This window comes from Pseudomonas sp. 57B-090624 (genome assembly GCF_003234055.1).
Classification (GTDB): domain Bacteria; phylum Pseudomonadota; class Gammaproteobacteria; order Pseudomonadales; family Pseudomonadaceae; genus Metapseudomonas; species Metapseudomonas tohonis.
In genome coordinates this window covers 60,182-78,505 of the sequence record NZ_QKRU01000016.1, presented here as the reverse complement: position 1 = coordinate 78,505, position 18,324 = coordinate 60,182, and the positions used below count along the sequence as shown (strand labels likewise).

General features: G+C 63.8%; 22 protein-coding genes. 18 read left to right on the top strand and 4 right to left on the bottom strand.

Annotation, left to right across the window (positions count from 1 at the left end; translation table 11 throughout):
* Positions 1-24 precede the first annotated feature (24 nt).
* From chrA to DMX10_RS10325, 3 genes are all read right to left on the bottom strand, one after another.
* Positions 25-1,254 carry a chromate efflux transporter gene (chrA, locus tag DMX10_RS10335; RefSeq protein WP_019043444.1) on the bottom strand — a complete coding sequence of 410 codons (1,230 nt, stop codon included), beginning with the start codon at positions 1,252-1,254 and terminating at the stop codon, positions 25-27.
* Positions 1,251-1,553 carry a PadR family transcriptional regulator gene (locus DMX10_RS10330; RefSeq protein ID WP_019043445.1) on the bottom strand — a complete coding sequence of 101 codons (303 nt, stop codon included), beginning with the start codon at positions 1,551-1,553 and terminating at the stop codon, positions 1,251-1,253. The genes chrA and DMX10_RS10330 overlap by 4 nt, the downstream gene beginning before the upstream one ends.
* 274 nt (positions 1,554-1,827) lie before the next feature.
* Positions 1,828-2,121, bottom strand: coding sequence for a helix-turn-helix domain-containing protein (locus DMX10_RS10325; protein ID WP_024570163.1), 294 nt, complete (start codon positions 2,119-2,121; stop codon positions 1,828-1,830).
* Positions 2,122-2,344: 223 nt separating this feature from the next.
* Here DMX10_RS10325 and DMX10_RS10320 point away from each other — a divergent pair, with 223 nt between their 5' ends.
* From DMX10_RS10320 to DMX10_RS10250, 13 genes are all read left to right on the top strand, one after another.
* The gene (locus tag DMX10_RS10320) at positions 2,345-2,692 is read left to right on the top strand and encodes a DUF2958 domain-containing protein (protein WP_019043447.1); all 348 of its coding nucleotides are present in this window, start codon (positions 2,345-2,347) and stop codon (positions 2,690-2,692) included.
* A 342-nt stretch (positions 2,693-3,034) separates the two neighbouring features.
* Positions 3,035-3,784, top strand: a complete 750-nt coding sequence (locus DMX10_RS10315; RefSeq protein WP_019043448.1) for a DUF2285 domain-containing protein — start codon at positions 3,035-3,037, stop codon at positions 3,782-3,784.
* Between the two features lie 83 nt (positions 3,785-3,867).
* Complete coding sequence (locus DMX10_RS10310; protein ID WP_024570164.1) at positions 3,868-4,158, top strand: AlpA family transcriptional regulator; 291 nt, start codon at positions 3,868-3,870, stop codon at positions 4,156-4,158.
* A 26-nt stretch (positions 4,159-4,184) separates the two neighbouring features.
* The gene (locus DMX10_RS10305) at positions 4,185-5,030 is read left to right on the top strand and encodes a replication initiator protein A (protein ID WP_019043450.1); all 846 of its coding nucleotides are present in this window, start codon (positions 4,185-4,187) and stop codon (positions 5,028-5,030) included.
* Positions 5,031-5,295: 265 nt separating this feature from the next.
* Positions 5,296-5,934, top strand: coding sequence for a ParA family partition ATPase (parA, locus tag DMX10_RS10295; RefSeq protein WP_019043451.1), 639 nt, complete (start codon positions 5,296-5,298; stop codon positions 5,932-5,934).
* Positions 5,931-6,200 carry a hypothetical protein gene (locus tag DMX10_RS10290; RefSeq protein WP_019043452.1) on the top strand — a complete coding sequence of 90 codons (270 nt, stop codon included), beginning with the start codon at positions 5,931-5,933 and terminating at the stop codon, positions 6,198-6,200. Before parA ends, DMX10_RS10290 begins: the two co-directional genes overlap by 4 nt.
* A complete protein-coding gene (locus DMX10_RS10285) occupies positions 6,197-6,721 on the top strand; it encodes a DUF2840 domain-containing protein (protein WP_019043453.1) in 525 nt (174 codons plus the stop codon). The genes DMX10_RS10290 and DMX10_RS10285 overlap by 4 nt, the downstream gene beginning before the upstream one ends.
* Complete coding sequence (locus DMX10_RS10280) at positions 6,718-7,305, top strand: S26 family signal peptidase (RefSeq protein WP_019043454.1); 588 nt, start codon at positions 6,718-6,720, stop codon at positions 7,303-7,305. Before DMX10_RS10285 ends, DMX10_RS10280 begins: the two co-directional genes overlap by 4 nt.
* 448 nt (positions 7,306-7,753) lie before the next feature.
* Positions 7,754-9,742, top strand: coding sequence for a relaxase/mobilization nuclease and DUF3363 domain-containing protein (locus tag DMX10_RS10270; protein WP_019043455.1), 1,989 nt, complete (start codon positions 7,754-7,756; stop codon positions 9,740-9,742).
* Positions 9,743-10,054: 312 nt separating this feature from the next.
* The gene (locus DMX10_RS10265) at positions 10,055-11,533 is read left to right on the top strand and encodes a SulP family inorganic anion transporter (RefSeq protein ID WP_019043456.1); all 1,479 of its coding nucleotides are present in this window, start codon (positions 10,055-10,057) and stop codon (positions 11,531-11,533) included.
* A gap of 14 nt (positions 11,534-11,547) precedes the next feature.
* Positions 11,548-12,411 carry a universal stress protein gene (locus tag DMX10_RS10260; RefSeq protein ID WP_019043457.1) on the top strand — a complete coding sequence of 288 codons (864 nt, stop codon included), beginning with the start codon at positions 11,548-11,550 and terminating at the stop codon, positions 12,409-12,411.
* 241 nt (positions 12,412-12,652) lie between these two features.
* Positions 12,653-13,564 carry a LysR family transcriptional regulator gene (locus tag DMX10_RS10255; RefSeq protein WP_023083103.1) on the top strand — a complete coding sequence of 304 codons (912 nt, stop codon included), beginning with the start codon at positions 12,653-12,655 and terminating at the stop codon, positions 13,562-13,564.
* Positions 13,565-13,597: 33 nt separating this feature from the next.
* Positions 13,598-13,864: an EexN family lipoprotein gene (locus DMX10_RS10250; protein ID WP_024570447.1), complete on the top strand. Its 267-nt coding sequence runs from the start codon at positions 13,598-13,600 to the stop codon at positions 13,862-13,864.
* Here DMX10_RS10250 and DMX10_RS32390 read toward each other — a convergent pair.
* Entirely contained in the window at positions 13,831-14,010 is a 180-nt protein-coding gene (locus DMX10_RS32390) for a hypothetical protein (protein WP_060446475.1), read from the bottom strand. The two genes, DMX10_RS10250 and DMX10_RS32390, sit on opposite strands and share 34 nt — an antisense overlap.
* Before the next feature lie 89 nt (positions 14,011-14,099).
* Between DMX10_RS32390 and DMX10_RS10245 the strand changes: the two genes are divergently transcribed.
* From DMX10_RS10245 to DMX10_RS10225, 5 genes are read left to right on the top strand one after another with little or no spacing between them, the layout of a single operon-like run.
* Positions 14,100-16,106 (top strand): conjugal transfer protein TraG, encoded by a 2,007-nt coding sequence (locus tag DMX10_RS10245; protein ID WP_019043460.1) that lies wholly within the window; start codon positions 14,100-14,102, stop codon positions 16,104-16,106.
* The gene (locus tag DMX10_RS10240) at positions 16,103-16,591 is read left to right on the top strand and encodes a CopG family transcriptional regulator (protein WP_024570448.1); all 489 of its coding nucleotides are present in this window, start codon (positions 16,103-16,105) and stop codon (positions 16,589-16,591) included. The genes DMX10_RS10245 and DMX10_RS10240 overlap by 4 nt, the downstream gene beginning before the upstream one ends.
* Entirely contained in the window at positions 16,588-17,658 is a 1,071-nt protein-coding gene (trbB, locus tag DMX10_RS10235; protein ID WP_019043462.1) for a P-type conjugative transfer ATPase TrbB, read from the top strand. Before DMX10_RS10240 ends, trbB begins: the two co-directional genes overlap by 4 nt.
* On the top strand, positions 17,655-18,047 hold the full coding sequence (locus DMX10_RS10230; RefSeq protein WP_019043463.1) for a TrbC/VirB2 family protein: 393 nt from the start codon (positions 17,655-17,657) through the stop codon (positions 18,045-18,047). The genes trbB and DMX10_RS10230 overlap by 4 nt, the downstream gene beginning before the upstream one ends.
* Positions 18,044-18,313 (top strand): VirB3 family type IV secretion system protein, encoded by a 270-nt coding sequence (locus DMX10_RS10225; RefSeq protein ID WP_019043464.1) that lies wholly within the window; start codon positions 18,044-18,046, stop codon positions 18,311-18,313. Before DMX10_RS10230 ends, DMX10_RS10225 begins: the two co-directional genes overlap by 4 nt.
* Positions 18,314-18,324 lie beyond the last annotated feature (11 nt).

The following is an 18,324-nucleotide window of genomic DNA, read 5'->3' as shown; positions in this document are numbered from 1 at the left end:
GCCTGCGCACTGCGCCGACTGGCTTCAGATACCGATCGCCATGACCCAGCCCGCCAGCCCGGCCAGCAGCACCACGAGCGCTGGAGGCACGCGACCCACCGTCAGTAGCCCGAACGCAAGCAGCGCCAGCCCAAAATCCGCCTTGCCGTGGATGGCGCTGGTCCACATAGGGTCGTACAGGGCCGACACCAGAATGCCGACCACGCCAGCATTGATGCCTGCCATGGCCGTCTGGATACCCGCGCGGTGGCGTAGCCCTTCCCAGAACGGCAGCGCGCCGACCAGCATGAAGAAGGCCGGGAGGAAAATGATGCCCAGCAGGGCCAGCCCGCCGATCCAGCCATGCAGCGGCCCGTGGGCGACCGCGCCGAGATAGGCCGAGAACGTGAACAGCGGTCCCGGCACTGCCTGCGCCGCGCCGTAGCCGGCGAGGAAGTCAGCGTTGCTGACCATGCCACTGGGCACCACGGTGGCCTGCAGCAGCGGCAGCACGACGTGCCCACCGCCAAAGACCAGCGCACCAGAGCGGTACACCCCTTCCAGCAGCGCGACCGTGGACGAGCCCGTGGCAGCGGCCCACAGGGGCAGCCCGACGAGTGGCACTGCGAACAGCAGCAGCGCCACGATGCCCAGCTTGCGCGAAACCGGGTAGCTGTGGGCCTGGCCGCCGCCAGGTTGCGCGATCTTCAATCTCCACCAGCCCAGGAATCCCGCCGCCGCGATGGCGGCAAGCTGTCCCGCGGCTGAGGGCATGATCATGGTCAGCAGTGCCGCCAGAATGGCCAGGGCGGCACGGGGCCGGTCAGGACACAACGACTTGGCCATGCCCCATACGGCCTGCGCCACGATGGCCACGGCTACCACCTTGAGCCCATGGATCCAGCCGGACTGGGCCAGCCCGTGGTACTCGGCGATGCCAAAGGCGAACAGGATCAGCGCAATCGCCGACGGCAAGGTAAACCCCGCCCAGGCCGCCAGCAGCCCCAACCAGCCCGCGCGGCCCAGCCCCAGCGCCATGCCCACCTGGCTGCTGGCCGGCCCTGGCAGGAACTGGCACAGGGCGACCAGATCGGAATAGCTGCGGTCGTCCAGCCAGCGGCGGCGCTCGACAAACTCCGAGCGGAAATAGCCCAGATGCGCGATCGGTCCACCGAAGGAGGTCAGTCCCAGTTTGAGGAAGGCGCCGAAGACTTCGACGGGTGAGCCACGTGCGGCTGCGGCCTCATGCTGCAAGGTGTTGGTGGAATCTGTCATCTGTGCATCGCCTCCCCGGTGAATTCTCGGATGCGTTCCTTGGCCAGCGCCAAGCCTTCATTGCCCTTGGGTGTAATCGTGTAGAGCTTGCGCACGGTGCGCCCCTCACGCTCTTGGCGGGAGACGAGGTATCCGTCGCGCTCCATCTTGTGCAGCATTGGGTACAGCGTTCCAGGAGACAGGCGGTAGCCGTGGTGGGCTAACTCGTCGATCATCCATTGCCCATAGATCTCCTGCTCGGCCGCGTGGTGCAGCACATGCAGGCGGATCAGCCCTGACAGCAGGTCGTGGTGCTCCATGGCGCGGGGTGTTGGTTGCTCTTTCATATCGAATAACGATAACGAAAGTCGATATTATCACGGCACGCAGATGCCCCGAAGAGGCGCGCCTCTTCGGGCGCGCTTGGGAGGCTTGACTTTCAAGACAGTTGCTCACGTCTTCGCGCCAACGGCGCTGCGCGCTTTGTTTGCCTCCAGGGGAAAGCCCTGCGGGCTATCCCCGCCGCGCAGGCTTGGCGCCCCTGCATACCTCGAACCGGCGGCGCCGGATCGGCCATGCCAGCGCCGACGCGCGCTATGGCGTGTCACTCTTCTTCGCCACAGTCTCCAACTCCTGGCGCACCTGCGCCAGCAGCTGGTCGGCCTGCTGCAGGTCGTCGCAGGCATAGGCCAGGGTCAGCAGCGTGAGCGGGTGCACCTCCATGACCTCGCACAGCTCGGCCAGCTTGTTCAAGGTGGGGCTTTTGAGGTCGCGCTCCAGCGTGCTCATGTAGGTGCGGCTGGACACGTCGGAGAACGCCTCCTGGCTCAATCCACGCGCTTTCCTGATGGTCTTTAGTGCCTCCGACAATGTATGTTTCGCTGCCAACCTTGGATCTCCCCAAAATCCAAGATGACAGCCGATTGCGCCCTATAGGACTACAATCTATAGTGTTCAACTATGCTCGCCTGCCGCTTTCGTGCTTTTACGGAAATCCGTATCTGTGGCTTCTCACAGAAGCGCAAAGCCGCATCCGTGTCTTTCCTCAAACCCGCCGATGCGGTTTTGCGCTTTCACGCTTCGGCGGTTTTGTGCGAATGAGGGGACGCCCATGAACCAGCTCATCACCGAGGACGAGCGCAGGCTGTTGCTGGAACACGGCCAGGCCCGCGCCGCTGGCCGGGCCATCGACCCGCTGCCCGTGGTGCGGCTGTTCACGCCGGACGCACACGCCACCTGGCTGCTGGTATCGCTCGACCCCGCCGACGGCGATACGGCCCATGGCCTGATCGACTTGGGGATCGGCATGCCCGAGCTGTGCGAGATCAAGCTGTCCGACCTCACATCCATCGTCGGGCCGAGCAAACAGCCCGTGATGCGGGACCGGTATTTCCGGGCGGTGCGCCCGTTGTCGGAGTACCTGCGGCTGGCTCAGGAGAATGGTTCCATCCTCGATTGAGCCGTTCGCGCCCAAGCCAAGCCGGGCGCATTGAGACTATTTCGGTCTTGCTCCAGACCCGTCAGGTCTTAGTCCGCACTGTTGCACCAAATCGGTGCCATCGTGACGTAAACGGTCATGATGCCGGCCGTGCCATCGGGCACGGTGGATATCGCAGGAGGCGCGCATGTTCTCGCGCGCCACCGTCGCATTCAGACGATCCATGCAACCCATCGGATGCATTTCGTCTTGACACGCAAGTTACTAAGCTACCAGCTTATTCACGATTGGATGCTAGTTCGATGCGGTGACGTTTGCGTGTGAAACCGGTGACGGCCGTCCTGCTCTACGGGAGCTTGCGTCATGGCCGAACCGCACCACCTCGCGCACTGGTATCCGACTGCCGCCTACCTCTACGTGCTGTGCCTAGACACGCTGGCGCTGGCCTGGGAATACCTGCGCCGCCATCCTGACTACCAGCTCGACTGGCTGCGCCGTGCGCACCGCCCCGATGCTGCGCATCGCTGGGGCATGCGTCTGCTGGAAGACCCAGCCCTGGATGCGCGTGACGCGCATCCGGCCTGGCTCCCCGGCCATGAGGCCGTGGTGCAACTCCACCCCGATGCCGATCCGCCACCGGATGCCGAGCCGTTCGCGTTTTGGCGTATTCCCGGCCACAAGCAACTGTTGCATGACGGCAAGGGACTGGCGCTGATCGCGCGCAGCCCCGGCCATTGCCTGCGCTATGCGCTGGCGCCTGGCCTGGAGGACGGCATGGCCGTGGCCCATGCCTACCGTGGCCGTGGGGCCACCCACGTGCCTGACACGCCAGCACCCATGGCTCGGCCCCGGCCGCCCCCTGCCGCGTTGATGGAGCTGCACACCCTGCAGGCGCTCGATGCGACCCTGGCGGGCGCGTCCTTGCGCGAGGTGGCTGAAGGCCTGTTCGGCGCGGATACCGCGGCCGGTTGGTACAGCGATGGCGGCTTGCGCTCCAAGGTGCGCCGCCTGGTGCGGCGCGGCGATGCGCTGATGCGCGGCGGCTATCGACGCCTAGCACAGCTTGCGCCGCTTGAGAAGGGCCGTTTTGAAGGCCACGCAAAACGACCCTGAGCAGGAGAGCTTCGTTTTCTGAGACTGCCTCCATCCGGTTGCGCTGTGTGGCCGGAGCCCTGCAACCGATGGAGGTTCTCACCATGCGTCCTGCTCCCTTGCGGCCTGCCGCCGCACCCGCAACCACCCCGGCCGCTGCCGCGCAACCGCAGCGTTATCTGACCAACGACGAGGCCGCCGACTACCTGCGGCTGTCGCCGCGCACGCTGGAAAAGCAGCGCGTGCTGGGTGGCGGCCCCAAGTTCCGCAAGTTCGGCCGGCGCGTCATGTACGCCGTGGCCGACCTCGATGCCTGGGCTTCCGAGCGCAGCTTCGAGAGCACGTCCGATCCCGAATACGCCGAGCAGCACTCGGCGGACAGCCGTGCGCGCTGACCGCTGGAGCGCCGGAGGCCATCGCCATGTCCAGCCCCTTGGGGCAAGTTCGGCAGGAACGCGAGCAGCTCGATCTGTTCCGTGCCCTGCCGGGCGACATGGCGCCGCGCGACAGCCAGGACCTGATGGCCTTTCCGTTCTTCTCGCTGGCGAAGTCGCGGCGCACGGAGCCGATCGACTTCCGCGCCAGCGGCATCACGATCCGCGTGGAGGGCACGCAGGAGCATGGCATCGCCACGATCTGGGATGCGGACGTTCTGATCTGGGCCGCCAGCCAGATCGTGGAAGCGCGCGATGCGGGCTTGCGCCCGTCGCGGCTGATGCAGGCCACACCCTACGAGATCCTGCGCTTTATCGGGCGCGGTACGTCGCTGCGCGACTATCAGCGCCTCAAGGCGGCCTTGGATCGCCTGCAGTCCACCACGGTGGCCACGTCGATCCGGGAGACAACCGGAAGGCGGCTGCACCGCTTCTCGTGGATCAACGAGTGGAAGGAGCTGGCCGATGCCCAGGGCACACCCTTGGGGCTGGAGCTGATCCTGCCGGACTGGTTTTACGCGGGCGTCATGGATGCTGCGCTGGTGCTGACCATCGACCCAGCGTATTTCCGGCTGACCGGTGGGATCGAGCGGTGGCTGTACCGACTGGTGCGCAAGCACGGCGGGCGACAGCCTGGCGGCTGGCAGTTCGACTTCCAGCACCTGTACCGCAAGTCGGGCAGCGTGGCGCGGTACTACGACTTCGCCGCCGACCTGCGGGCACTGGTGGCGCGGCAAGCCTTGCCTGGCTACCAGTTGGGCATCGAGTACGTCTCGGGCATTGCCTCGCCGCTGCTGACGTTCCGGCCCGTGCCGTCCACGGCACGGGGATAACTGCTGCGCAGCCTGTGGACGGACTCGTGCTATCAGGCAACAGAGGTATCGTGCTATCAGGCAACGAATCCTCGTGCTATCAGGCAACAAAATCGGCCGCCAAGCCAATGATGGCGCGGGTTTCGGCCTCTCCTAACTTCCCTAACTTAAATTCTCTAACTTTTAGTAGAAGCGCCGCGTCTCGGTGGACAACCACCCAACCGGCGAGCGAAGGGCACGAAAACCAGCAGCGACAGCCGGGCTCTCCAGCAGGGAGGGCCAGGCTATGATCGTCGCGCTGCTCAACCAGAAAGGCGGCGTCGGCAAGACCACGCTCGCCACCCACATCGCCGGCGAGCTGGCGATGCGCGGGCAGTCGGTCATCCTGCTGGATGCCGACCCGCAAGGCTCCGCACTGGACTGGACGCAGCGCCGCAGCCAGCAAGGTTTGCCACGGCTGTTCAGCGCCGTGGGCCTTGCACGCGAAACGCTGCACCAGGAGGCGCCAGAACTCGCCAGGCGGGCTGATCACGTCATCATCGACGGGCCACCGCGCATCGCCGCCTTGGCGCGCTCCGCGCTGATGGCAGCCGAACGCGTGCTGATCCCGGTGCAGCCCAGCCCTTACGACCTGTGGGCCAGCGCCGAGATGGTGGCGCTGATCCGCGAGGCGCAGGTGTTTCGGCCTGCGCTGCGCGCGGCCTTCGTCATCAACCGGCGCGTAAGCACCACCGTGATCGGGCGTGAAGCACGCGGCGCGCTGGCCGATCAGCCACTTCCTGCGCTGCACTCGGAAGTGCATCAGCGCATCGTGTTCGCCGACAGTGTGGCCGCTGGCCGGCTTGCGCGCGAGATGGCGCCAGACAGCGCCGCCGCGCGCGAAATCACTGCGCTGGTCGATGAACTGCTGCGGTGGCCGTCATGAGCAGTCCTGCCAGCAAGCGCACGGGCAAGCGCATCGGCATCGGCATCGGCGCGCGTCCGCCCGCGAATCCGCACGCCGAGGCGTGGATTCGCCAGGGCAGTGCCGATGACCTCCAGAAAGGCGACCTCTACACGGCCCGCCTGACCCTCGACATCACGCCCGCCATGCGGGCGCGCATCAAGGTATCGGCCTTCACGCAAGGCGTGACGGTGGCCGATCTGTTGCGCGCGCTGCTGGAGCGGGAATTCCCGGAGAAGTCCTCATGAACACACCCGCCTCGACGGCTTCGGCACCGCCGTCCATCCCGCCTGTCGGCGTGGCCGACGGCGTGCCGCTGACGCGCGTTGCGCTCGCATACATCGACCAACGCTTCGACCTCTACCTGCGCTTCGGTGATCCTGCTCGCATCATCCGGTTCGACCGCTGGCGCCGCTGCGCGGTGTTCACACCGAACGCGGTTCTATGCCGCATCCGTTGGCAGGCCAACGACTACGGCACGATCCGCTGGCAGCTCATGGTGATGCAGGCTTGCATGCCGATGGATGGCGCGCAGCGCATCCCCGGCGTGCAACCAGGCGCACGCCTGTTGCTGCACGTCGAGGGTGAGCAATCGGTGCGTGCCGTGCTGGCACGCATCGACGCCATTGAGGCGCTGAGCATCGCACCTGCTGGCACTTCGCCCGCGTACTGGCGCACGCTGGGCAACCGGCTCGCGGCGCGCTTGCCGTTGCCCGAATACAGCGCCGAGCGGCACGCCGCCTGGCTGGCCGGGAGGGCGCTGTCATGACCACGATTTCTGTTCCCACTGCTCTCACGCATCCACACTCGCGCCTGCGCGCCCGCCTCATGCTGGCGGGCCTGTCCGCCTGCGGCCTCGCTGCGCTGGCCTGGGCGTCCTTCGTGCATCCACTGCCGCGCCTGACCTACAACCCGTCCGACAGCGTGGCGGTCGGCTGGTATCGCGTCGATCCGCTCGACCATCGCACCAGCTCGCTGCCACGTCCTTTGTCCGTGGGCAGCATCGTGCTGGTGCCGATGCCCGCAGAGGCTGCCGCCCTCGCTGCGCATCGCGGCTACCTGCCGACGCGCATCCCGTTGCTCAAGCGCGTGGGCGCGATGGCGCCGCAAGAGGTGTGTATCGCTGACGGCAAAGTCCGCATCGACGGCGTGCCTTCAGCCGCCGTGCTGCCTGCCGATCGCTGGGGCCGGCCGCTGCCATCCTGGCAGCAGTGCCGTCGCCTTCAGCCTGGCGAGCTGTTCCTGCTCAGCGTGACCAATCCGGCGTCGTTCGACAGCCGGTATTTCGGGCCGGTCAGCGCAGCCGCCGTGATCGGCGTTGCGCGCCCGGTTTGGCTGGAGTCGCGCCCATGATGGCCGCCGATTCGCTGTACGTCGCCATGCATCTCATCGTGCCATCGGGCGTGTCGTTCCGCTGTTCGTCGCCGTGTCGTCGCGCATGCAGTGCGTGTGCATTCGCACCGCACTTCGCGCTGTCTCAGGCGCAGCCGTCCCACGTGCAGGCGTCTTGCCTCGAACACGGCTGGCCTGCGGCCATCGCCGTGTTCGCCGGTGCGCTGGCTGCTGGTGCAGCCTTGCCACCGGGCCGCAATTGCCGGGAGCGGATGCGGGAGGCAAATGCGGAAGGCAAGACAAAAGGACGCGGCACCGGGCCGCGCCCAAAGCCTGTCTGCACATGGGGGTGGCGCGGCACGGAGCGGCTTCGCCACCGTGCCGCGTGGGGCGCGAGGCCCGCGCCAACGCAGGCATGTCCGCGTGCTTTGCACGACAGGACACGCCGTAGCTTGCGGGGAGCGCATCCATGACCGACCACCGCGACGACGATTTCCGCGTGCGTCCCAGCGCCCCGAAGAACCGGGGCAAGGGCCAGGGCCAGAGCTTCGTTTCCAAGGTGCTCAAGCAGGCGGGCAAGGCCAGCGGCGGCAAGTCCTCGATACGCCATTCCGCCGTGTCCGGCGGCCAGCGCGCAGGCCAGCGGCCCGGCTCGCGCCTGGGGCGCGGCCACACGGCGGCGCGTTTCGCCGGGGCGAAGCTGACGCCCATGTCGCGGCGCGTGACCATCAAGACGCTGCTGGTCAATCACCAACGGGCCAGCCCGCAGTCACTCGCCAAGCACCTGCGCTACATCGAGCGCGACGGTGCGGGCCGCGATGGCGAGCCGGGTCTGGCCTACGGGGCGCAGGCCGACGATGCCGACCTTGAAGCCTTGAAGGAACGCTGTGCCGATGACCGGCACCATTTCCGCTTCATCGTCTCGCCCGAGGATGGCGCCGAACTGGACGACCTGCGCACCTACACGCGGCATCTGGTGAACCGCATGGAAGCTGACTTGGGCACGCGGCTGGATTGGGTGGCGGTGGATCACTGGAACACCGACAACCCGCACACCCACCTGATCGTGCGCGGACGCGACGACACCGGCAAAGACCTCATCATCGCGGGCGACTACATCGCCCACGGCTTCCGCCACCGGGCCGCCGAGCTGGCGACGGAATGGCTGGGGCCGCGCACTGAACTGGAGATCCAGCAGACCTTGCAGCGCGAGGTGGAACAAGAGCGGTGGACGAGCCTCGACTGCACGCTGCAACGCGAGGCCGGCGAGGATGGCCGGGTGCAGATCGAACGCTTCAATGAACCAAAGCTGCAACGCCAGCGCCTGCTGTTGATCGGCCGCCTGCAACGCTTGCAGCGCATGGGCCTGGCCGACGAGACGCAGCCCGGCACCTGGGCCGTCCATGCGGATGCCGAGAAGACCTTGCGCGCCCTGGGCGAGCGCGGCGACATCATCCGCACCATGCAGCGGGCCATGAGCGGCCAGCCGCGCGAGCTGGCGGTGTTCGAGCCCGGCGACGACGGCCGCACCGTCATCGGCCGCGTGGCCGCCAAGGGGCTGGCCGACGAGTTGCACGACCGCGGCTATCTGGTCATCGACGGCGTGGACGGCAAGGCCCACTACGTCGCGTTGAACACCCGCGACGAGCTGGCGAACTATCCCACCGGAGCCGTGGTGGAGGTACGCGGTTCCGCCGTGGTGCGGGCGGCCGACAGGAACATCGCCGCGTTGGCGAGCGATGGCCTCTACCGCACCGATCATCACCTGGCGATCGAGCAAGGCCGAGCTGAGCCCGGCCGCGACCCGCAGGAGGTCGTCGCGGCCCACGTCCGCCGGCTGGAAGCCCTGCGCCGGGCCGGCATCGTGGAGCGCGTGGCCGATGGCTTATGGAGGGTGCCGGACGACCTGGCCGAACGTGGCCGCCAGTACGACTCGCAACGGCTGGGCGGCGTGGCCGTAGAGCTGAAATCTCATCTGCCGATTGAGCGGCAGGCACGCGTGATTGGCGCCACTTGGCTCGACCAACAACTGATCGGTGGCGGCAAGGGGCTGGGCGACTCGGGCTTTGGCGGTGACGCCAAGCAAGCCATGCAGCAGCGCGCCGACTTCCTTGAAGAACAGGGGCTGGCCGAGCGGCGGGGACAGCATGTGATCCTCGCCCGGAATCTGCTGGGCACGCTGCGCAATCGAGAACTGGCGCAGGTCGCCAAGGACATTGCCGCCGAAACCGGCCTGGAGCACCGCCCGACCACAGACGGGCAACGTGTAGCAGGTATCTACCGCCGATCCGTCATGCTTGCCAGCGGGCGCTACGCGGTGCTCGATGACGGGATCGGGTTCAACTTGGTGCCGTGGAAGCCTGTGATTGAGCGGCGACTAGGACAGCAACTTGCTGCGACAGTCCGGGGCGATACGGCGGTTTGGCATTTCACGCGGCAGCGCGGGTTAAGCCAGTGATCCACCTCACGACGATGGCTTTTATGGGGTCGTCATGCCTCTCAACTTGCCGCTACGCGCAAAGACAGGTTACAATTCAAGAGCAATTTTCAAATTCACAGCCAACACTATTGGAGTATCGACCAGTGTAACTATCAGTCTCGCAGCGAGCCGTTTCCTAATTTCAATCTTCGCTCGCACGAGGCTGTATGTATGACTGGCTGTGGTTTGCCAGCCCATAGTCTTGGGCTGTTCTCTATTCCGGGATCGGAAAGAGGCATTCGCGCCTAGTCCCGTTCCAGCCTGCGGCCGAGCCTGCACCGGAATAGATCAATGATGAAATCCTTACGTCAGGACTGGTTCTCCAATGTCCGACGCGACCTGTTAGCAGGCGTTGTTGTAGCGCTTGCCCTTATCCCTGAAGCAATCGCTTTCTCGATTATCGCAGGCCTTGATCCCAAGGTCGGCCTGTATGCCTCATTCTGCATAGCCACAGTGATAGCTTTCACTGGCGGTCGCCCTGGCATGATCTCGGCAGCCACAGGCGCGATGGCATTGCTGATGGTCACCCTCGTTAAAGAGCACGGGCTGCAGTACCTGCTCGCTGCCACCGTCTTAACCGGTGTACTCCAGATCATCGCAGGCTGGCTGCAACTGGGCACGCTGATGAGATTTGTTTCACGCTCAGTTATTACTGGCTTCGTAAACGCCTTGGCCATTCTGATCTTCATGGCTCAACTGCCGGAGCTGACGAACGTAAGCTGGCACGTCTATGCCATGACGGTTGCAGGCCTGGGCATCATTTACCTCTTCCCTTACGTTACTAAGGCGATACCGTCGCCGCTTGTCGCCATCGTGGTGCTGACAGCCGTCTCGATCTTACTCGGCCTCGACATTCGCACAGTAGGCGATATGGGGCAGTTGCCCGACAACCTGCCGGTGTTCCTACTGCCCGATGTCCCGTTGAGCTTGGAGACACTCCAGATCATCTTCCCAGTATCTGCAACTTTGGCCGTAGTGGGTTTGTTGGAATCCATGATGACGGCTTCCATCGTCGATGACCTCACCGACACGAGCAGTAACAAAAACCGGGAATGCGTAGGTCAAGGCGTCGCAAATATCGCGAGCGGCTTTCTTGGCGGAATGGCCGGTTGCGCGATGATCGGTCAGTCGGTCATCAATGTGAAATCCGGTGGCCGCGGCCGTCTCTCCACATTGGCCGCTGGCGTATTTCTTCTGCTGATGGTGGTTTTTATCGGTGACTGGGTGGCCCGTATCCCAATGGCAGCACTCGTCGCTGTGATGATCATGGTGTCCATCGGCACCTTTAATTGGGCCTCGATCCGTAACTTGCGAGAGCACCCTAAAAGCTCCAGTGTGGTGATGCTCGCGACTGTCGCTATGACAGTGGGCACCCACGATCTGGCCAAAGGCGTGCTGGTTGGTGTGCTGCTCTCGGGATTTTTCTTCGCCCAAAAGGTCGGTCGGATCTTCCATGCCTCCTCGCACACGGAGGACGAAGGCCGCATGCGCGTTTACACCATTACCGGCCAAGTGTTCTTTGCATCGGCCGAACGCTTCGTCAATTCATTCGACTTCAAGGAAGCCATTGAAAAGGTGCGAATTGACGTCGGCCGCGCCCATTTCTGGGACATCACTGCGGTTAGCGCCTTGGACAAGGTAGTCATCAAATTCCGGCGAGAAGGTACGGAAGTGGAGGTGACTGGCCTGAACGAGGCCAGCGCCACGATGGTGGACAAGTTCGGGATTCACGACAAGGACGGCGCAGCGGACATGCTCGCAGGCCACTAAGAGGAGAGCAAATCATGAAAAACGAAAATAAAGTGCTTGCTTGCGTCGATCAATCACGCTACGCGGTTCATGTGGCCGACTGCGCTGCCTGGGCGGCACGCCGTATTGATGCTCCGCTGGAGCTTCTGCACGTGATCGACAGCCATCCCGAGCGGGCAACGGATGACGATCACAGCGGCGCAATCGGTATCGACGCTCAAGAGAGTCTGTTGGCACATCTGTCTGCAGAAGATGAAGCACACGCCAAGAGCGCGAGGGAGCAAGGCCGGTTGTTTTTGAACCGACTGCGCGAACGCGCAATCTTGGCAGGTGCAGCCCGTGTCGATGTGCGACAGCGCCACGGTTCTCTGGAAGATACGTTAATTGAGCAAGCGCAAGGCTTGCGTTTGCTGGCGTTGGGGCGAAGAGGCAAAGGGGCCAGAACGCACGAAAATGAGCTAGGCCATCACGTCGAAAACATTATTCGCGCTTTAAAGCTTCCGATTCTTACTGTAAGTGAAGAATTCAAGCCTCCTGAGCGCGTCATGATCGCTTTTGATGGCGGCACTGCAATTCGGCGTGGCATGGAGATGTTGTCCAGCAGCCCTTTGCTGCGAGGCTTGCCCATCAGAATTTTGATGTCTGGAAATCAATTTGGCGGTCAAGCCAAATCGCTTGAATGGGCGAAGCAAACTCTGTCGAGAGCGAGCTCTGAAGTGACCGCTTCGCTAGTGCCCGGAGATGCCGGAGCAGTGGTCGAAAAGGCAGTGAAAGAACAGGAAATTGACCTGCTCATTATGGGGGCATTCAGTCACTCGCCACTGCGCGCTCTTCTGTTCGGAAGCAAGACGGCTGAATTACTGCGTTCGTCACACATTCCAATTCTTCTACTGCGTTAAGTCTTGATCAACGCCACTAATTGGCTGTCAGGTTTGAGCCAAACCGATCACCGTCAACCGGCAATACATCTGGATGGGAAGTTTGAAGCGAACTAGTTGATCTGCGCTGCATAAGGCGATTTGTCCCGCTGATAACAACCTGTCCTTTTAGAAGTTTTCAACACATTGGCGGTTCATGACGAGAGTTTGTTGAAAGGCGCGCGTGAGCGGTGGCCACGCGCCTATGGACAGGGAGATTCCTATGGAATTGCGTCATCTACGCTGCTTCTTGGCCGTCGCAGAAGAACTGCACTTCGCACGCGCCGCTGAAAAACTACACATCGAGCAATCGCCGTTATCGCGCACCATTAAAGAACTAGAAGCTGATGTCGGCGAGCAGCTATTCATCCGTACTAGCCGCAGCACTCGATTGACACGGGCAGGGAAGCTTTTCCTCGAGCATGTTCCTCGCATCTTCACGGCCTTACAGCAGGCTCGCGATAGCGTTAAGGCAGCGGCCAATGGCTTTCATGGGCAACTGCGCATCGCTCTGTCTGACGGCATCACGCCTTCACGTTTACCGACGTTACTCGCGCTATGTCGGCAGGAGGAACCCGAAGTCGATTTGCGCCTTTTCGAGGTGCCGCTTTCTCAACAGATCAAGGGGCTACATGACGATCTATACGATGTTGGGTTTGCGCAGTGGAACAAAGTCGGCCAAGGTATCGTAGCCGAGGCGGCGTGGCGTGATGCGTTAATGGTGGCAGTGCCTGCGCGGCATCCATTGCTCAGGTACAAGCGCATTCCGCTTGAAGAGGTTCTGCGTCATCCACTAGTGCTTTGTGATCCTTCGATTTGCGAAGGGCATGCCCGGCAGGTTGACGGCATGCTTCAGCGAGCAGGCCTGGAACCGCTGATTGCAGAACGTGTTGCGTCCTTCGACCTAATGATGGCGCTAGTGGCAGCAGGCTTTGCCTTGGGTTTAGCCGGAGCGCCACATATCACAGGTAGCCGCGAACCCGGCGTAGTCGCCCGTTCGCTGGCAGGGCGAACTCCCATGCTCGTTACGTATGTGCTGTACCGCGAGGACGAGTTCACCGAATCGGTGACACGATTCAAACAGCGCGTCCACGCAATCGACTCTCCCGAAGGGACGGAAAAACCCACGTTTTAAACCCTATCTGCGAGAGGATGTCGGATCATGATTTTGAAGCTGATTGCCCCGTTCTTGCTGGTTGCTGCAATCACCGCCTGCGGCCCATCCGAGCCGTCGAACCAGGAAGCTATTGTGCCGACCGTCGAAGAGCTGGCCGCCGATCCCGAGCGCTTGAAGGAACTGCGCCTCCAGTGCAAGACCGAGCGCCCGACGATGGGCGACGTGCTGTGCAACCGGGTGGCCGAAGCGACGAACAAGCGCTTCTTCGGCGACGGCAAGGTGCCTTACACGCCATCGGAAACGCCGCCGAAGTTCTGACCGTTGGCGGCTTGCCGCATATCCTGTTTTTCTTTCTTAACACGCCGCAGCGCGCTCATGCCTGCGGCGTTTTTATTGGCTTTGTCCCTGCATGAAACCATGCTTTCTGCATCACCTTGCTGCCGATAACGGTCTTTGACCGGCACTGAACCGACACCGATCCTGACGTCTGCGGCACGCCTTCGTGCCGCGTTTTCCACGGGGAATCAGCGCAGGAGAAATCGGAGGCCAAGGTATGCAGGCTCAAGGTGTGTTGTTCGGGCAGATCGCCGCCGTGTTCGGCATCGTGATCGCCGGTGTGTGGGTTGCCACGCAATGGACAGCCGCAGCCTTGGGCTACCAACTACGCCTGGGCTCGCCCTGGTTCGACTTCCACGGCAAGCCGGTCTATTACCCGTGGAAGCTTTTCGAGTGGTGGTTCTTCTTCGATGCCTACGCGCCGCAGGTCTTCGACACCGGCGGCATGATCGCGGCAAGCAGCGGCCTGCTGGCCGTGGCGGTCGCCATCGCCATGTCGGTGTGGCGCTCGCGCCAGGCGCGCAAAGTGACGACCTATGGCTCGGCCCGCTGGGCCGATGCCGCCGACATTCGCAAGGCCGGGCTGACGCAGCCTGCTGGCGTCTTTCTCGGCCAGCATGACGGCCACTACCTGCGGCACGAAGGGCCGGAACACGTCCTGACCTTTGCGCCGACGCGCTCCGGCAAGGGCGTGGGCCTGGTGGTGCCGACGCTGCTGTCCTGGCCGGCATCCGCCGTCATCCATGACATAAAGGGTGAGAACTGGCAGATCACCGCTGGCTGGCGCAGTCGATTCAGCCACTGCCTGCTGTTCAACCCGACCGATGCCAGTTCAGCGGCCTACAACCCGCTGCTGGAAGTAAGGCGCGGCGCGCATGAGGTACGCGACGTGCAGAACATCGCCGATATCCTGGTCGATCCCGAAGGCGCGCTGGAGAAACGCAACCACTGGGAAAAGACCAGCCACGCGCTGCTGGTCGGGGCGATCCTGCATGTGCTGTACGCGGGGGAAGACAAGACGCTGCGCGGCGTCGCCAACTTCCTCAGTGATCCGGCCAGCCCGTTCGAGCTGACCTTGCACCGGATGATGACGACCAAGCACCTGGGCGGTGCCCAGCATCCCGTCGTTGCATCCGCTGCCCGCGAAGTGCTCAACAAGTCGGACAACGAGCGGTCGGGCGTGCTGTCCACCGCCATGTCGTTCCTTGGTCTGTACCGTGATCCGACCGTGGCGGAAGTCACTTCGCGCTGCGACTGGCGCATCGGCGACCTGATCGCAGCAGAGTATCCGGTATCGCTGTATCTGGTAGTGCCGCCTTCCGACATTTCGCGCACCAAGCCGCTGATCCGGCTGATCCTCAACCAGATCGGCCGGCGGCTCACCGAATCGCTCGATGGCAGTGACGGTATCGAGCGCCGGCACAAGCTGCTGCTGATGCTCGATGAGTTCCCGGCGCTTGGCCGTCTGGACTTCTTCGAGACGGCGCTGGCCTTCATGGCGGGCTACGGCATCCGCAGCTTTCTGATCGCGCAGTCGCTCAACCAGATCGACAAGGCGTACGGGCAGAACCATTCGATTCTGGACAACTGCCATGTGCGCGTGACCTTCGCCACCAACGACGAACGAACCGCCAAGCGTATTTCAGAAACTTTGGGCACCGCCACTGAGTTGCGCGCCCAGCGCAACTACGCAGGCCACCGGCTTGCACCGTGGCTGGGGCACCTGATGGTGTCACGCCAGGAAACCGCACGTCCGCTGCTGACGCCGGGCGAAGTGATGCAACTACCGACCGATGAAGCGGTGGTGATGGTGTCCAGCGTCGCACCGATCAAGGCGAAGAAGCTGCGCTACTTCGCCGACGCCAATTTCAAACAACGGGTATTGCCCCCGCCTGTAGTAACGGCTGGCCCCTACGCCGATGTACCGCCTGCACGACCTGACGATTGGAGCGGCCTGGCAATACCCGCGGTTCCTGCGGCACCGGCCACGGCATCCGCCGATGACCTGGAGGCCTTGGGCTCGACTGACGACGGCGGCCCACGCCGCCAGCCCGAACTGTCGGAAGCCATCGCCTATGCCCCCGAGATGGACGCCCCGACCAGCGATCTGTCGCTGCTCGATGACGACGACATGCCCCCGGTGCTTCCCGACCAGCTCGACCCCGCACTGCAACGCACGGCGCGACTGGCTTCTCTCGACCCCAACGACGGAATCAACCTATGAGCCAATACCGATTGAACCTGTTCATTCAGCACGAGCACGCCAAGCGCCTGGACGAGCTAGCCACGAAGAAAGGCGTCTCGAAGTCCAGCATCGTCGCCGCTGCCTTGGCGTCCTGGCTGTCGCCCGATGCTGGCGACCAGCGTGAGGCCGCCATCGCCAAGCGGCTGGATCGTCTGTCGCGGCAGGCCGAGCGTCTGGAGCGTGACCAGAACATCCAGATCGAAACGCTGGCGCTGTTCATCCGCTACTACCTGACCGTCAGTACGCCGGTGCCCGAAGCCCATCAGGATGCGGCTCGCGCTCAGGGCAAGGCTCGTTTCGAGCAGTTCGTCGAACAGTTGGGTCGGCACCTGATGCGTGGCCGCAACCTGGTGCGCGACGTGGTGGAAGAACTGCACCCCCAAGGTCGTGAGTTCGGCATGCGCATGGACGACGCGGCGGCGTTGGCCGAAGCCCATCAACGCACAGCGGAGCGTGCGTCATGAGTGCCGTTCCACAGACCCCGCCCGATCCACGCTCATCCGCTGAGGCGTCCCAGGATCGCCGCATCCAGATGCTGCGCACGGCGATGGGGCCGGTGATCGCTGCTGCGCTGGAAGACCCGGACGTTGTGGAGGTGATGCTTAACCCCGACCGGACATTGTGGGTGGATCGGCTGTCCTCTGGCCGTGCGCCGCTCGGCGTCGAACTGCCCGAGGCCGATGGCGAACGCATCATCCGCCTGGTGGCCGCCCACGTCGGTGCGGAGGTACATCGCGGCCAACCGCTCTTGACTGCCGAGCTGCCGGAGACGGGCGAACGCTTCGAGGGCATCTTGCCGCCCGCTGCACCTGGCCCGGCCTTTGCGCTGCGCAAGCGTGCCGTGAGCATCATCGGTCTGGATCGCTATGTGGCCGAAGGCATCCTGACTGCTGGGCAGGCCGAGTTTCTGCGTCACGCCGTGCGCGAGCGGCACAACATCCTAATCGCCGGAGGCACCAGTACCGGCAAGACCACGCTGGCCAATGCCTTGCTGGCCGAGATCGCCGCCACCGGCGACCGCGTACTGGTGCTCGAAGACACCATCGAACTGCAATGCGCTGCCCGTGACCATGTGCCGCTGCGCACCCGCGCAGGCGTGGTGTCGATGCAAGAGCTGGTGCGCGCCACGATGCGGCTGCGCCCGGATCGCGTGATCGTCGGCGAAGTGCGCGGCGGCGAAGCGCTGGATCTGGTGAAGGTCTGGGGCACTGGCCACCCCGGTGGCATCGCCACCATCCATGCCGGCTCCGCCTTGGGTGCGCTGCTGCGCCTGGAACAACTGATCCTCGAAGTGGCGGTGCATCCGCCCCGCGCCCTGATCGCCGAGGCGGTCAATGTCGTGATCCACATCGCAGGCCGTGGACGCAAGCGCCACGTCGAAACCATTTCTCGCGTCGTCGGTTTCGACGGCGAGGGCTACCGCCTGGCGGATGCGCTGGAAGCACCGTTCTCCGAGCTTCCGCCGGTTCCTCTTGCAGCCGCTGCCGCTGCGCCTTCCTCGATCCCTGACCAACCTGGAGAACTGCCATGACGCAGATGCACGTTCCTGCTTTCCGCTTTTCCGTAAATCCGCTTTCCCACCTGTCCAGCCTGGCACGACTGCGTAGCCTGGCCCGCCCCGCACGGCAAGGGCTGCTGCTGGCAGCGCTGCTGCTGTTCCTGGCCGGAACCGCGCAGGCGGCCGGTTCCTCGATGCCGTGGGAAGGCCCGCTGCAATCCATTTTGGAGTCGATCCAGGGGCCGGTGGCTCGCATCGTCGCGGTCATCATCATTATTGCGACGGGCCTGGCGCTGGCCTTCGGTGATACCAGCGGTGGCTTCCGCAAGCTGATTCAGATCGTCTTCGGCCTGTCCATCGCCTTCGCGGCTTCGAGCTTCTTCCTGTCGTTCTTTAGCTTCTCCGGCGGGGCCGTCGTATGAGCACGGCCACCGATCTTCCGGGGTTTGAAGTGCCGCTGCATCGCTCACTGACCGAGCCGATCCTGCTGGGCGGTGCGCCGCGCACCGTAGCGATCGCCAACGGCACGCTAGCCGCCGCCGTCGGGCTGGGCCTGCAACTGTGGATTCCCGGCGTGGTGATGTGGATCGTCGGCCATTCGCTGGCGGTTTGGGGGGCGCGTGTCGATCCGCAGTTCATGCAGGTCTTCGCCCGGCACATCAAACACAAGCCGCTGCTGGACGCATAGGGAGAAGCCGA

Coding starts and splice junctions, on each gene's coding strand:
- chrA (WP_019043444.1), bottom strand. CDS start 1,254: ATGACAGATTCCACCAACACCTTGCAGCATGAGGCCGCAGCCGCACGT.
- DMX10_RS10330 (WP_019043445.1), bottom strand. CDS start 1,553: ATGGAGCACCACGACCTGCTGTCAGGGCTGATCCGCCTGCATGTGCTG.
- DMX10_RS10320 (WP_019043447.1), top strand. CDS start 2,345: ATGAACCAGCTCATCACCGAGGACGAGCGCAGGCTGTTGCTGGAACAC.
- DMX10_RS10315 (WP_019043448.1), top strand. CDS start 3,035: ATGGCCGAACCGCACCACCTCGCGCACTGGTATCCGACTGCCGCCTAC.
- DMX10_RS10310 (WP_024570164.1), top strand. CDS start 3,868: ATGCGTCCTGCTCCCTTGCGGCCTGCCGCCGCACCCGCAACCACCCCG.
- DMX10_RS10305 (WP_019043450.1), top strand. CDS start 4,185: ATGTCCAGCCCCTTGGGGCAAGTTCGGCAGGAACGCGAGCAGCTCGAT.
- parA (WP_019043451.1), top strand. CDS start 5,296: ATGATCGTCGCGCTGCTCAACCAGAAAGGCGGCGTCGGCAAGACCACG.
- DMX10_RS10290 (WP_019043452.1), top strand. CDS start 5,931: ATGAGCAGTCCTGCCAGCAAGCGCACGGGCAAGCGCATCGGCATCGGC.
- DMX10_RS10285 (WP_019043453.1), top strand. CDS start 6,197: ATGAACACACCCGCCTCGACGGCTTCGGCACCGCCGTCCATCCCGCCT.
- DMX10_RS10280 (WP_019043454.1), top strand. CDS start 6,718: ATGACCACGATTTCTGTTCCCACTGCTCTCACGCATCCACACTCGCGC.
- DMX10_RS10270 (WP_019043455.1), top strand. CDS start 7,754: ATGACCGACCACCGCGACGACGATTTCCGCGTGCGTCCCAGCGCCCCG.
- DMX10_RS10265 (WP_019043456.1), top strand. CDS start 10,055: ATGATGAAATCCTTACGTCAGGACTGGTTCTCCAATGTCCGACGCGAC.
- DMX10_RS10260 (WP_019043457.1), top strand. CDS start 11,548: ATGAAAAACGAAAATAAAGTGCTTGCTTGCGTCGATCAATCACGCTAC.
- DMX10_RS10255 (WP_023083103.1), top strand. CDS start 12,653: ATGGAATTGCGTCATCTACGCTGCTTCTTGGCCGTCGCAGAAGAACTG.
- DMX10_RS10245 (WP_019043460.1), top strand. CDS start 14,100: ATGCAGGCTCAAGGTGTGTTGTTCGGGCAGATCGCCGCCGTGTTCGGC.
- DMX10_RS10240 (WP_024570448.1), top strand. CDS start 16,103: ATGAGCCAATACCGATTGAACCTGTTCATTCAGCACGAGCACGCCAAG.
- trbB (WP_019043462.1), top strand. CDS start 16,588: ATGAGTGCCGTTCCACAGACCCCGCCCGATCCACGCTCATCCGCTGAG.
- DMX10_RS10230 (WP_019043463.1), top strand. CDS start 17,655: ATGACGCAGATGCACGTTCCTGCTTTCCGCTTTTCCGTAAATCCGCTT.
- DMX10_RS10225 (WP_019043464.1), top strand. CDS start 18,044: ATGAGCACGGCCACCGATCTTCCGGGGTTTGAAGTGCCGCTGCATCGC.